Origin of the sequence: Arthrobacter sp. V1I9, from assembly GCF_030817075.1 — a bacterium.
Classification (GTDB): domain Bacteria; phylum Actinomycetota; class Actinomycetes; order Actinomycetales; family Micrococcaceae; genus Arthrobacter.
The window spans coordinates 287,720-300,411 of the sequence record NZ_JAUSYU010000001.1; the positions used below are offsets into that span (position 1 = coordinate 287,720).

The 12,692-nt window shown below is 59.8% G+C and carries 9 protein-coding genes and 2 pseudogenes; 7 read left to right on the forward strand and 4 right to left on the reverse strand.

Annotated elements, in window-relative coordinates:
* Positions 1-27: 27 nt before the first annotated feature.
* A pseudogene (locus QFZ70_RS01340) lies at positions 28-631 on the reverse strand (amylo-alpha-1,6-glucosidase); the annotation flags it as partial.
* Between the two features lie 549 nt (positions 632-1,180).
* Between QFZ70_RS01340 and QFZ70_RS01345 the strand changes: the two are divergent.
* Both QFZ70_RS01345 and QFZ70_RS01350 read left to right on the forward strand, forming a co-directional pair.
* A complete protein-coding gene (locus tag QFZ70_RS01345; protein ID WP_307093733.1) occupies positions 1,181-1,393 on the forward strand; it encodes a hypothetical protein in 213 nt (70 codons plus the stop codon).
* Between the two features lie 139 nt (positions 1,394-1,532).
* A complete protein-coding gene (locus tag QFZ70_RS01350; protein WP_307093734.1) occupies positions 1,533-1,928 on the forward strand; it encodes a DUF4913 domain-containing protein in 396 nt (131 codons plus the stop codon).
* Between the two features lie 11 nt (positions 1,929-1,939).
* Here the strand turns inward: QFZ70_RS01350 and QFZ70_RS01355 are convergent, their stop codons facing one another.
* Positions 1,940-2,128 (reverse strand): hypothetical protein, encoded by a 189-nt coding sequence (locus tag QFZ70_RS01355; RefSeq protein WP_307093735.1) that lies wholly within the window; start codon positions 2,126-2,128, stop codon positions 1,940-1,942.
* A 1,090-nt stretch (positions 2,129-3,218) separates the two neighbouring features.
* On the opposite strand from QFZ70_RS01355, the gene QFZ70_RS01365 reads away from it, so the two are divergent.
* From QFZ70_RS01365 to QFZ70_RS18905, 5 genes and pseudogenes are all read left to right on the forward strand, one after another.
* The gene (locus QFZ70_RS01365) at positions 3,219-4,241 is read left to right on the forward strand and encodes a glycine betaine ABC transporter substrate-binding protein (RefSeq protein ID WP_307093736.1); all 1,023 of its coding nucleotides are present in this window, start codon (positions 3,219-3,221) and stop codon (positions 4,239-4,241) included.
* 135 nt (positions 4,242-4,376) lie between these two features.
* Positions 4,377-6,407, forward strand: coding sequence for a proline/glycine betaine ABC transporter permease (locus QFZ70_RS01370; RefSeq protein ID WP_307093737.1), 2,031 nt, complete (start codon positions 4,377-4,379; stop codon positions 6,405-6,407).
* A complete protein-coding gene (locus QFZ70_RS01375) occupies positions 6,355-7,605 on the forward strand; it encodes a glycine betaine/L-proline ABC transporter ATP-binding protein (protein WP_307093738.1) in 1,251 nt (416 codons plus the stop codon). Before QFZ70_RS01370 ends, QFZ70_RS01375 begins: the two co-directional genes overlap by 53 nt.
* A gap of 651 nt (positions 7,606-8,256) precedes the next feature.
* A pseudogene (locus QFZ70_RS01380) lies at positions 8,257-8,991 on the forward strand (glycine betaine ABC transporter substrate-binding protein); the annotation flags it as partial.
* Positions 8,992-9,073: 82 nt separating this feature from the next.
* On the forward strand, positions 9,074-9,244 hold the full coding sequence (locus QFZ70_RS18905) for a glycine betaine ABC transporter substrate-binding protein (RefSeq protein WP_373461661.1): 171 nt from the start codon (positions 9,074-9,076) through the stop codon (positions 9,242-9,244).
* Positions 9,245-9,586: 342 nt separating this feature from the next.
* Here QFZ70_RS18905 and QFZ70_RS01385 read toward each other — a convergent pair whose 3' ends face one another.
* Entirely contained in the window at positions 9,587-11,350 is a 1,764-nt protein-coding gene (locus QFZ70_RS01385) for a glycoside hydrolase family 3 protein (RefSeq protein ID WP_307093740.1), read from the reverse strand.
* Positions 11,351-11,428: 78 nt separating this feature from the next.
* The gene (locus tag QFZ70_RS01390; RefSeq protein ID WP_307093741.1) at positions 11,429-12,691 is read right to left on the reverse strand and encodes an MFS transporter; all 1,263 of its coding nucleotides are present in this window, start codon (positions 12,689-12,691) and stop codon (positions 11,429-11,431) included.
* Between the last annotated feature and the right edge of the window lies 1 nt (position 12,692).

The window sequence follows — 12,692 nt, forward strand, 5'->3', positions numbered from 1 at the left end:
CCGTCTGCCTCTTCGCCACGCTCGGCTTGGACACGAGCCGAGCGTGGCTTGACTAATGTCGTTGTCCAGGTAAGAGTCCTTCCGCCCTTGGTTGGTGAGGCTCTGATCGTTGAGACGCTCGTATTCGACGACTCCGTCAGCGTCCTGTCCCCGTAGTTCCGGATCGAATCGAGTGCTCTGTCGGCGTGGGGGAGCAGGGCAGCGATGGTGTCCCTGGCAAAGCCCCAGCGGCTCACCGATCCCAAGGTGGACCCCAATAGCGGTGTGGTGTCGACGCTGCCGTAGTAGGCGGACCTGCAGCCCAGCGCAAGCCCGCTTGAGACGCCGGACCTGACCTCGTGCAGGATCTTGCCCGGCTCCTCCTCGCTCTCGGGATCCACCACGCTGCCTTGACGGTCAGCCAGAGTCTGCAAGATGCCGAGCGCCGAAGAGGGATCTACCCCCGACGCCATTTTCGAGGCCCAAAGGGAGTCCCGGCCGAAGAGCGTCATGAACCATGCGCACCGGCCGCCACTACGATCCGCTCCGGATGGCCCCGAGGTCACTCAACTGCGTCAAAGGGCAGCTCGAAGGAGCGGTCCCCCATGTGTAGCTTCGGCATCTTCGTCACCCATTCCTGGCGCCGCCGGTCCCGCTCTAATGGCTTTGATTGTGGACCTGTTTGTTCTAGGTATCGTAATGGCCGTCGTTTATTGCAAAGCGAAGCCAGAAACGTACAGTAGCATCGGCCGACAGTGACGGAGCCTTGGATGACGTAGCCCTTCGCCAAAGGTGCGAGCGGGGGAGTTGATCGGATCCCAGGTGGCTGGCCGTAGGTGGCCGGCCACTTGGGATCTTCTGCCGCATGACACTTCTTGCGCTGCTTCTCACCGCCCACGCACCCCTTCGCCAAATGCGGCCTGGTCCGGAGTTCTCGCATCCACTTTTACTCCCGTGCTTTGAAGGCCGATAAGGGAACTTCCGTCAAGCTACGGCGGCTATGGGACCACAATGGCGCCGGCAGGGGAGCGGTTCACTCTAGCGTGGCGTGGCGAAGTACTGGCAGACCGCTCCCGGCTGATGCGTGATTACGGGCAAGGACGGCTTTCGGAATACCGCTGCCCGGCCGCTTGACCAGCTCGGCGGAATCTTCGGCAACATACATCAAAGAATGTGAAGTTAGTGACACGTATTTGGCATTGTGGCCGAGTTGATCCGCGAGAAGAGAGTGGCGGCGATGCCGGTCACCGTCAGACAGTTGTTGGGGTTGGGCTACGAGGTTGTGGTCGAGAAGGGTGCGGGGGAGTCCGCCTCGTTCCGTGATGAGGATTACGTTGCCGCGGGCGCCAACGTTGTGGGTGCTGATGAGGCGTGGGGCAGCGACGTGGTCCTGCGGATTAATCCGCCCGTTTAGCGTCGACGCAGACGCGCCTTCGTCCCGCCGCCGGCAGTAAACACCCTCAGCCGGAGGTATCAGAGGGCCTATTTCAGACCTCTCCCCGGCCATTGAGCTGGAAGAAGTAACCCCTTAGCCGGAGCTCTTCTACCCGGACGTGGTCAGCTTCGTCCAGGAACACCTCTCCCCGTCCTACCGGCGCAGCCTCAGCGGAACCAATCGAACATGGGGCCCGTCCTGGTGGAAACACGAAGAAGCCATCAGTCGACCGGAAGCACTATGGAGAGCTTGGGAATTCCTCCGCCTCGACGGACCCACTGCGCATGGGCGTGTGGTGGAGGAACCACGCAGACCACCAAGTAGCCCACGAGCTGGATCAGGAAGGGATACCCATCGGTGGCCTCGGCTGCCAAGGGTCCGTGTCATCATCCTTGGGCGGTTCCCACCCGGATTCAGGCTCTCGCGGACCCACGCCTCTCCCCACAAGAGAGTTCCGCCCGTTGCGCCAACTCCACCGACTCCTCGGCTGAAAAGGGTCAAAGCTGCAGCTTAAGTTAGCCGCTCTCATGGCGTCTCGTCGGCGGGACGCCAGGTAGCGGCTTTACCGTTGTAAGCCGGAAAGACGTGTCCTTCCGCGAACGGCTGGACCACTTGCGGTTCCCCTTCCGGGCTCCAGAGCCCCGTGGCAGGGCAATGGGAGCCGGTGGCGCCGGAGCGGCCGGCATGCTTCAAAAGCAGTGTGATGCGCTTCATCGTTGAACCTCATCTTTGTGTGGTGCAGAACAAACGTATGGGACAAGATTACGAAGCGCTCGAACTGCCCCCAATGGGCACAAGAACAAAACCTTAGCGACTAATAATGCACACGGACAGGGGCTGTCAGGGAACTATGTCCGAGTCCAGGTACCCGCGAAGCTGGCCCCTCACCGCAATCTGGGTGCTGCTCATTGTTGCCTCCGTTGCTCTGATTGCTATGGGGCTGTGGCAGACCACCTCCGCTACAGCGCTGACGGAGGGGACCCCGGAACGCATTCCCGCCCAGACCTTCGCAGCGCTCTGCGACATCTCGAATGCACACCCACGACCTGTTCGAACCCTACGTCCAAATGCGGGCCGCCAAGAGCGCCAATGCCCCAAGAGGCCAGAAGATCTGGGAATCCAGCCCGGTTCCCCGGTCGCGCGCCGGATCCGCGTCCTGCCACGTGACTGTCTGAATAACGGTGTGTGAGGGTCCGGCCTGACCCGAAAGGAGACGGCCGTGTCGGAATCCACGACCGAGATGACAGAGGTGATGATCGATCCTGTGACGGGAGAGATCATCGATCAGAAGGAGCTTGCGGAGCGTTGCTCACGCATGCCAAGGAGCAGGGCGTGAGCCAGGTAGGCCCGGGCGGGCTGCTGAACCAGTTCACGAGGAATGTGCTGGAGACCGCGCTGAAAGCGGAACTGTTACCACGAGCACCCCGATGCGGATTTTGTTCCGGATTGCTTCTGAACATGAATCAAACTTCCTACGAACAGGTCCCATCCGGTTCTTGGGAGGTTTACGAAGCTCTGGCCAGAATCTAGGCGGCTGAATAAGAGCGAACCATTGCTAAGCCATGGTCTTGTCAAAAGGTTCTACGTCGGCGTTACGGGGGACGTGGCGTTTTCTGCTACACGCTCACCTATTTGGGACAGCTATCCATGCTCAACGCCGAACCCTCCGTTTCGTGACCCCCACAAATAGTCGGCGAATCACTGGAATTTTCCCAGTGTCGTGACGCACATCATAGTTCTTCACTAGTGGTGAGACAGGTGACTTCCCAGATCGCCTTCCAATACCGAAAGTCTAGGAGGCAACATGACCAAGATATCCTTTTGGGCAAATAAGCGATGGCCAATGGCCGTCGTCGCCGGGCTGTGCACGATTGGCCTTATAAGCGGCTGCACCCCACAAGAGGCAGCTGGTCCCGGCTCGGAAGCGGTGGATTCCGCAATTGCTTCCGCGCTGAAGGACGAAGGCAAAGTTCAGTTCACCACCGTAGGAGACCTGGAACAGGACATCCAGGCAAACCTGATGGTCGCCGTGGTCAACGAACTGGGGGGTCAGGCTGAAGTACTCCAGGGTGCCGTGACCGAGACCATGGCGGCTGCCTCCAAGGGGCAGCCCATTGTCGGAATGGCGTATTGGAAATGGCAGACACCCGAACTGTGGGACAAGTATGCCGGCGAAGGGGGCGTCGTAGAGGTCGGCACCACCGATTACCCGGGGGAAGAAGGATGGTATGTCCCGACCTACGTCATTAAGGGAGACGAAAAGCGAGGCATCGAGCCTGCATGTCCTGGGTTGCCGAATTGGGAGGCGCTGAACGACTGTGCTTCCGCCTTTGCGACCGCGAAGACGGGCACTAAAGGACAGTTCATGTCGGGCGCGGAGTCCTGGGCGTTTGCCTACGGTGATCCTCAGCGCATCGAGAACCTCAAACTCAACTACGAAATGGTGTTCGCCGGTTCAGAAGCTGCCTTGTACGCCGATCTGACACGAGCGTATGAACAGGGCAAACCGTGGCTCGGTTTGATGTGGCGCCCGAACTACATGACGCAGAAGTACGACCTCACCCGCGTTGAGTTCCCCGAACACACCAAAGAATGCTGGGGCACGACGTACGCGTGCCAGTGGCCTGAAACTGTCATCTATCAGTGGGCTTCTTCCGTGGTCGAGAAGGACCACCCAGCGCTTTGGCAGATCCTCAAAAACTACGATCTGAACAACGATCAGCTGCAGGAACTGCAGGCAAAAGTGATCGATGACGGCCTGTCACCCCAAGAGGCCGTCAAGGAATGGATGAAAGACAACCGGGACGTTTGGACCAGTTGGGCGTGAAGTACAACCGAGAACTGAGCGTGCGCCCGCAAAGGCAGCTTGGGGCGATGAGTTACCGGATGAATCGGTGGACTGATCACGCGGCCCTGACTACACAATTCAGCCAAGAGCGTGCTAATTACGAGAAAGGAGGCCATGGTGGCGATCCGGATTAGTCCTGCTAGGGGCAGCAGCCTTCTTTCGAACTACGGTCTTGTTGCCCTGGTGGGTATTGTTGCAGTCGCCGCCGTGATCTGGGGACCTAAGAGCTTCCCTGAAGCCCTGCGTCTACCAGTAGGGAATGCCTTCGAAACAGGATTCTCTTCTTTTGCAGAGAGTGCCCCCTGGGCCTACGAGCCATTCGCGGCTGTCTTGGAGCAAACGTTCGAGGGCCTTCTGACCATACTGAGTTCTATATCGCCGGTTATCCTCGCTTCAGGAGTAGTGCTCGCGGTTGCCCACTTTCGGGGGCTTAAGCTCGCAGGACTTACCGCGCTCCTGTTCGCATGGGTTGTCCTCGGTGGGTTCTGGGACTACACAGTAGAGACGATAGCGTTCATGCTTGTTGCTGTTTCAGCCGCATTTGTGTTGGGCATTCTCGTCGGTCTTATAGGATCGTTGGGTCCTCGAACCAGCGCGATGGTGCGGTTGCTGCTCGATGCCATGCAGGCGTTCCCGGCATTCGCTTATCTTGTTCCTGTCGTCTTCCTCTTCGGTATGGGCAATGCCGCAGCGCTGGTAGTGACGGTAATCTGGGCGCTGCCACCGCTTGCCAGAATGACAAGCGTTGGGCTTCGCAACGTCTCGCCTGAGGTGCTCGAAGCGGCAACGTCACTTGGTACGACCCGGCGTCAACTCTTGTTCGGCGTGAAGTTACCGATGGCTGAACCCAGTATCCGGGCGGGCAGCAACCAGATGATCATGTACGCAATTGCCATGGCTACCATGGCAGCCATGGTTGGCGCCGCAGGTCTCGGGGCTCCGATCTGGAGCGGGCTGAACCGTCTCGCATTCGGTGACGCCCTGCAAGCCGGCGTTGCATTGGTGCTGGTCGCGGTTATCATTGATCGCGCTACCGCTCCCCGTGAGGTTGAGCGGAGCTTCAAATCACACCGCGATGGATCCTCAAGCTGGCTCCAACGGTTTATCGGGTTCTTCCGCGCCCCGTACGGTTCGGCTCACGTCTGCCTGGCGCTGTTTCTGCTGACCGTACTTGCTTCCCAGGTTCTTCGCGGTCGGTGGCAGTACTTCTCGGATCCTCCCTGGGGAGTGCCACTACGACTTCGAGAACCGGTGGAGGTAGCTGTCCTCTGGGCAACTACCACCTGGGGGCCTTTTCTGGACTCAGTCAGCGGGGTGATCCAAACTTACGGCCTTAATCTGCTCGGTAGTTTCTTTGCCGCGACTCCGTGGGCACTTGTTGTCGGGATCACTGCGGCAGTTGGCATACTGACCGTTGGTAGAATCCAAGGCCTGGTTCTAGGGCTTGGCGTCGCATTCATCGGTTGCCTCGGTATGTGGGAAGCAACGGTACTGACCATGACAGTGGTCACCGTGGCATTGGTCCTCGTGATACTGATCGGGTTCCCCCTTGGTGTGCTGATGGCTATGAACGACACGGCAGCGGCAATCATCCGGCCTGTGCTGGATATTATGCAGACTTTGCCGATTTATCTGCTGGTTATCCCCGCTGTCATGCTCCTTGGAGTAGGCGAAGTAGCTGCAGTGCTTGCCACCTTCATCGCTGCAGTTCCCCCAATGATCAGGTTTACCAACGCGGGCCTTCGGGGAGCCGACCACGAGGTGATCGAGGCAGCGCAGATTTTCGGGGCTAGGCCGGGCCAAATCCTCCGCCAGATCCGTATTCCAATGGGACTGCAGACGATGATGGTCGGTCTCAACCAGGCCTTGCTCTTGGCTCTTGCGATGGCAGTCGTCAGTGCCATGATCGGGGCACCTGGTCTCGGCGCCAACATCCTGACGTCAGTTAACCGCGCCTTGTTGGGTACCGGGATGGAGGCGGGTCTTGCAATGTTCCTGCTGGGCGTGGTTCTGGACCGTCTCTTCAACGGATGCGCACAATTCATCGCATCCGCTCAGCATGCATCAATGACCAAAGTAGCTAGGAAGCCAAATGACGAAACAAGTTCTGTCCCCGCAAGCAGGGCGACTGCACCTTCGCACTGAGCAGACACGCATCCCTGAAAGCGATCCTTCCACCGCCGGCTCCACCATTGAAGTGGATGATCTTTGGAAGATCTATGGTCCGAATCCCAAACGTGCGCTGCAGGAATACCGCGACGGCGCGACCTACGTTCCGGGTCACATGACAGCGGTACGCGGCGTTTCATTCCAGGTCCGTCCTTGCGAGACGTTCGTTGTGATGGGGCTTTCGGGCAGCGGAAAATCGACGCTTATCCGCTGTCTCACCAGACTCATCGAGCCGACGGCAGGCCGGGTGGACATCGACGGCAGCCACGTGCTGACGTTATCGAATTCGCAGCTGTCGGAGCAGCGGAGGCGCGATTGGGCCATGGTATTCCAGCACTTCGGGTTGCTCCCTCATCGCCGAGTGCTCCAGAATGTCGCGTATGGGCTGGAAATTTCTGGAGTTCCACGCCGAGAGCGGGAAGAACGGGCGCACCGAATGGTCGAGCTGGTCGGACTTTCCGGGACAGAAAGCAAGTACCCCAGTGAGCTCAGCGGCGGTATGCGTCAGCGTGTGGGGCTTGCCCGCGCTCTTGTTCAAAACCCTCGGCTTCTGCTGCTGGACGAGCCATTCAGCGCACTTGATCCGCTAATCCGAGCCGACCTGCAGGACGAACTAGTGCGGCTTGCTCGTGGCGGCAGCCAGACGTCGGTATTCATTACGCATGATCTGACCGAGGCTCTAAAGGTAGGTGATCGCATCGCGATTATGCGTGACGGTGTTCTAGTCCAGGTAGGGACACCGGAGGAAATCGTATTGAATCCTGCTGATGACTATGTCCGCCGCTTTGCTGTGGAGGCTCCGCGCGCCAAGGTCGTTCGTGCTGCGACCATCGCGCAAGCTCTCCCTGAGCTGTCCGCCGAATTGGCCGTTGAGGCTGCCCTGACCGCCCTTGCCCAGAATGGAGGCGGCTCAGCACTGGTCCGTCCCGATGCGCGTGCACCTTTCGTCATCACGGCGCAGGACCTCCTCAAATCGGACGGCTCAAGCCGAACTTTGGGTTCCTTGCAGCTCCGAACTTCCACCGTGACCGGCGACGAGCTTCTGGCAGGTGTTATGCAAAAACTCATCGACACTGGGCGCCCTGTGCTCGTCGAATCGCCTTCAGGTGGCTTACTCGGAGCCATCGATGATTCCCTGGCTGTGCGAGCACTTTCGGTGCAAAGCTCCTCGTAGCCTACGTTGGCAGTCAATTTCCAGAGCACATGCACAATTCAGAGTATTGCCCCTACCTCTGATTCGGTTCGCTCACGCCACAGATGAACCGGCCCTTCACGCCCGTGCTTACAACACGGGTGTGAAGGGCGGGCTCGTGGTGCTGGCCATGGCCGACGAACCGCCGTTGAGACGCCTGGCGCATTGGCGGAAGGCAGACGTCCGAGAAATCCAGGGAGCATAAATTGGCGCGGTTCCGTGGACCGCAGGGAAGGGGCTGTGGCGTCACGATCAACATCTCTTAGGGCCCATGCCCTGCAATACGACACGGCAGTGCTCAGAAGGCCCCAATACACGCGTAGCCGCATTGGCTGCCGAATTCCGACAAAGCGTTGAGTTGAACATTTGTCAGATACTGCTTAACAAGCTGACGCCTCACCTGGACCGCCAAGGCGGCTCATCGACGAAGTATGGCTCACCCGAGCGAGCCCTCCTCGGCGGTGCCCATCACTTTCATGGCTCCGGCAAACAGACGGCGAATCACCCAAAATTTCACAACTGTGATGCCAATCAATTTTTGCTGTCGTAAAAGGGCGCAAGAACGCCTTCCACATCGAGTGCCTAGGAGGCAACATGACCAAGATTTCTTTTCTGGCAAATAAGCGATGGCCGATGGCGGTCGCCGCCGGGCTGTGCACTATTGGGCTCATCAGCGGATGTACCCCACCGGAAGCATCCGGCCCTGGCTCGGAAGCAGTGGATTCGGCAGTAGCATCTGCGCTGAAGGAGGAAGGCGAGGTTCAGTTCACGACATTGGGAAATATCGAACAGGATATCCAGGCAAACCTGATGGTCGCGGTGGTCAACGAACTGGGGGGTAAGGCTGAAGTACTCCAGGGTGCCGTGACCGAAACGATGGCAGCAGCCTCCAAAGGTCAGCCGATTGTCGGAATGGCGTACTGGAGGTGGCAGACACCCGAACTGTGGGACAAGTACGTCATTCGGGAAGGGGGCGTCGTAGAAGTCGGCACCACGGATTATCCCGGAGAGGAAGGATGGTACGTCCCGACCTACGTCCTCAAGGGAGACGAAAAGCGAGGCATCGCCCCCGCATGTCCTGGGTTGCCGAACTGGGAAGCACTGAATGAATGTGTGTCCACGTTTGCGACGGCGAAGACGGGCAACACAGGACAGTACATGTCGGGTGCGGAGTCCTGGGCGTTTGCATACGGTGATCCACAGCGCATCGAGAACCTTGACCTCAATTACGAGATGGTGTTTGCCGGTTCAGAAGCTGCTTTGTACGCAGACCTGACACGCGCGTATGAACAGGGCAAACCGTGGCTCGGTTTGATGTGGCGCCCGAACTACATGACGCAGAAGTACGACCTCACCCGCGTTGAGTTCCCCGAACACACCAAAGAATGCTGGGGCACGACGTACGCGTGCCAGTGGCCTGAAACTGTCATCTATCAGTGGGGCTTCTTCCGTGATCGAGAAGGACCACCCAGCGCTCTGGAGGATTCTTCAGAACTACGATCTGAACAACGATCAGCTGCAGGAACTGCAGGCGAAGGTGATAGATGGCGGGCTTTCTCCCCAAGATGCCGTCAAGGACTGGATGCAGGACAACCGCGACGTGTGGACCAGCTGGGCGTGAAACCCAAGGGAGAACTGATAGCTCCCTTGATCCAGCCTGTCATGCCTTATGGCTTACAGCGGAGTTCCACTCGTCTTTGAACTAACCTCTCAGATGTCAGCCGTTCCTTGCCGCCTGTGGGCACAACACGGGGCGGGAAGGAACGGCTCTTTGGCGGGCGGGTTAGCAGTCCTCTATGCGAGGTGCTTGTGCTGAGCTCGTCCCACAGCCGGCCCTGTTACAGCTGTACCAAGCGTCCCAGCGAGGTACGGTTACAGGCGCCGGGTTTGGGTACTCGATTCGGCCCAACTTGTGCCGCCTGCTGCTCCCCATTGGTACCGGACCTTCCTTCTCCTAACTCAATTAGAGCTTGACGTGTGTAAGCGAATCAGCCGTGCGCCTACTGCGCTTGAGGCCGAATCCCGCTCGGAATCGGGGAGACGCCGTGTCGAATGGGACGTCCTCACGCGAAGCCTCGACAGCTTCCATGGACGAGGGGATGTCAAAAGGCAGTTGTCCGCTAATCGGCGTACGCTCACAGAATGCATCGAGCACGACTCGATCACTCGCCCCAAATTCGGCTATAACGGTTGCCCCGAGGTCAACTAACGGGCCCACGATCGCGGGACGCTCGAGGAACACCGAGATATAAAGCGGGGCTTGTGCCGCATATGCGGCCAAGCGGTCGAGGGTTTCTGGAGGAAACGCGAGAGTGCCCCCGTGGAAGTACTCGCCGATGACAGACCCCCGCCCCTTTTCGAATGGTGCTTCCAGGCGAACCAGGATGGCGTCGGCAGCTGCCGGGTCAGTCACGGTTTCGAACCCGTCAACGTCCTCCATGCCTTCGACGAACAGTCGGGCGTTGTCGAGGATTGGTGCCGCGCCGTCAGAGAGAAGGACGAGGGACGCCTGCTGCGCTGCCATGCCCTTTTCGGAGTAGCTCGGCGAACCGCATAGCTTCCGTGCTTGGTCGACCTCCACCCGCCGGTTCTCGAACAAGCTGAGACGGAACTTCTCGCGCAGCAGGCGGCGTGCGGACTTGTCGATGCGTGACTCGGGGACTGCGCCGCTGTTGACGAGGTCCTCGATAAGTGCGGGGTTGCGGTCGCCGCCGAACTGGTCGACGCCGACGTCGATGGCAATGCGGGCCCGTTCTACCGGGGTGAGGTGCTCAAGGCCCCACCCGTTCGGACCGAACGTCAAATCACCGAATTGCTCGCTTTCCAGCAGGTTCCAGTCCGTCACCACAATGCCATTGAAAGCCAGATGACGCCGGAGGATATCGCGGACGACGGGAGCGTTGAATGCGAAACCAACTTCCTCCCAGTCAGTGCCGACAGGCTTGCCGTAGTAGGTCATCACCTGTGTAGCTCCGGCCGCGAACGCCCGCTCGAACGGGCGGATATGGAGCGCCTGCATCCCGCCCGGGTAGACCTGTTCGGGGTATCGCGGGTCGTGCGCATCATCGCCGTTCATCTGCGGTCCGCCGCCCGGGAAGTGTTTGACGACGGCCGCTACGGCCTCGGGGCCGAGATCGGTACTGCCGCGAAGCCCCTCGATGAACGCCACCGTGAGCTCCGCAACCCTTTGTGGGTCCTCGCCGAAGGTTCCAAAACCGCGGGACCAACGCGGCTCACTAAAAATATCAGCCATGGGGCCGAGATAGACGCGAATGCCCATCGCCAGGAACTCCTGGCGGATGACGTCACCGTACTCCCTGGCGGCGTCCACTCCGCTGATCGCGGCAATGCCGGTCGTCTCCGGCCAGCGGGACAGGCTGTCAAGGGCCTGTCCCGTGAACGGATTGCTTCGGAACCCATGCCGTGGGTCTGAAGAAAGCGTGACGGGGATGCCCAGTCGCGTGCTTTCCGCAAGTTCCTGCAGAGTATTGTGCCATTGCGCGACAGCGGCGCTGTCCTCACCACCGAGGACATTGAAGTGTGTGATGCCACGCTCGACGACGTTGCGTTCAGCAGCGGACATCGCCTGCGTATGAGTGAGGGCGCCCCCGCCTGGCTCTGTGGACGGGTGGAACATGAGGGCAGCCTTTTCGGCGACAGTCATGCGGCGCAGGAGGTCATCAACACGGCGCTCAATGGGCAGTGAGGAGTCAAGATAGTCGTTCACTAGGTTCCTTCGATGGAGGTGGGTAATTCGGTTGTCGCCGTAGAACTGAACGCCCGGAGAGGGCGGAAGCGCGGGGCGTCAGCGCGTGGAACGGATTCCGAGGAGCGGGATTGCTCCGAGAAGAGTGAGCGCGGCGCCGAAGAGGACAAGCGCTACGTAGTTCGCGGTCCCGCCTCCGATGCTGAGCAGCGCCGGAGCGACAAACGGCACTACCGAGAACGGCAGGGTGAGCGCGATGTTGACCACGCCAAGGTTGCGTGCCGACGCGAGTTTGTCCCGCATTGTGGCGATGCCGAATGCAATGTATGTGCCCATCATGATGCCCGCCGAGACGCCGGTAACAAGGGTTACGCCGACCAAAAATTGACCGATCGTCGTGGACGTTGCGATGACGACCATTCCCGCGACACCCGATATGGCACTCATCATGAGGAGTGGCTTCCGGCGACCGAGTCGGTCGCCGACCCAGCCGGCAATTGGACCGATCACAAAGGCAACCACACCGGGGATGACATAAGCCATCGTGATGGCATTGGCCAGCTCGGGTTCCGGCGTGCCGATCTGGTCCTGTAGGAGATACACGGTGTAGGTCGAGACCACGCCGAACCCGCACGATAGGAGGAACAAGGCCAGGAGGAGCCAGGAAAAATCGGGTTCCTGCCGGGGGCTTATGAAGAACGATCCGAAGAATTCTTTAGCACCGAAGGGAGGGAGTGGCTCCGCGGCCGGGGCGTCGTCCTTGAATACGGTAAGCAAAGCGCCGGCGAAGACGAGGGCCATGGCAACGGGAAGGCCGATCTGCGCCAGGATGCTGGTCGGGAACGCCTGAATGAAGATCACGCCGATGACCATGGACGCGGATGCGGCAGCACCGGAAAGTGAACCGACTAGGCCTTGCTGGGAGTCCGGGACACGGTCGGCCACGATGGCGAGCGTGGCCGCGATCGCCGCGTTGACGAACGCTTGCATGAGCACCCAGCCGATCAGGAGCATCGGGAAAGTGTTGGAGAAGGCGATTACGGCGGCGCCGAGGCTGGTTCCAATAAGCCCGACGACGATCCATGGGCGGCGACGCCCGAACCGGCTGCGTGTCCGGTCGCTCAGCCGCCCGAAGAATGGGTTCGCTAGCACGGCGGTGAGGGTGCCCACGCCCGCAGCAATCGAATAGCTCGTTGTCTTCCCCTCGGGGTCAATTTCAGAGATCCGCAGAGCCAGAGTTACGGATGCTGGCAGGTTGATGGCCATCCAAATGCCGAACATGGCAAGCGCGTATACCGCGATGAAAAGGGGCCCGACCTTTGCCCGGGGGCTGCTGAGCGTGGCCGCTGTGGTTATCGACATG

Bases quoted from the DNA above. Each gene is read 5' to 3' on its own strand.
- QFZ70_RS01390 (WP_307093741.1), bottom strand. From the start codon at position 12,691: ATGTCGATAACCACAGCGGCCACGCTCAGCAGCCCCCGGGCAAAGGTC.
- QFZ70_RS01375 (WP_307093738.1), top strand. From the start codon at position 6,355: ATGACGAAACAAGTTCTGTCCCCGCAAGCAGGGCGACTGCACCTTCGC.
- QFZ70_RS01370 (WP_307093737.1), top strand. From the start codon at position 4,377: ATGGTGGCGATCCGGATTAGTCCTGCTAGGGGCAGCAGCCTTCTTTCG.
- QFZ70_RS01355 (WP_307093735.1), bottom strand. From the start codon at position 2,128: ATGAAGCGCATCACACTGCTTTTGAAGCATGCCGGCCGCTCCGGCGCC.
- QFZ70_RS01365 (WP_307093736.1), top strand. From the start codon at position 3,219: ATGACCAAGATATCCTTTTGGGCAAATAAGCGATGGCCAATGGCCGTC.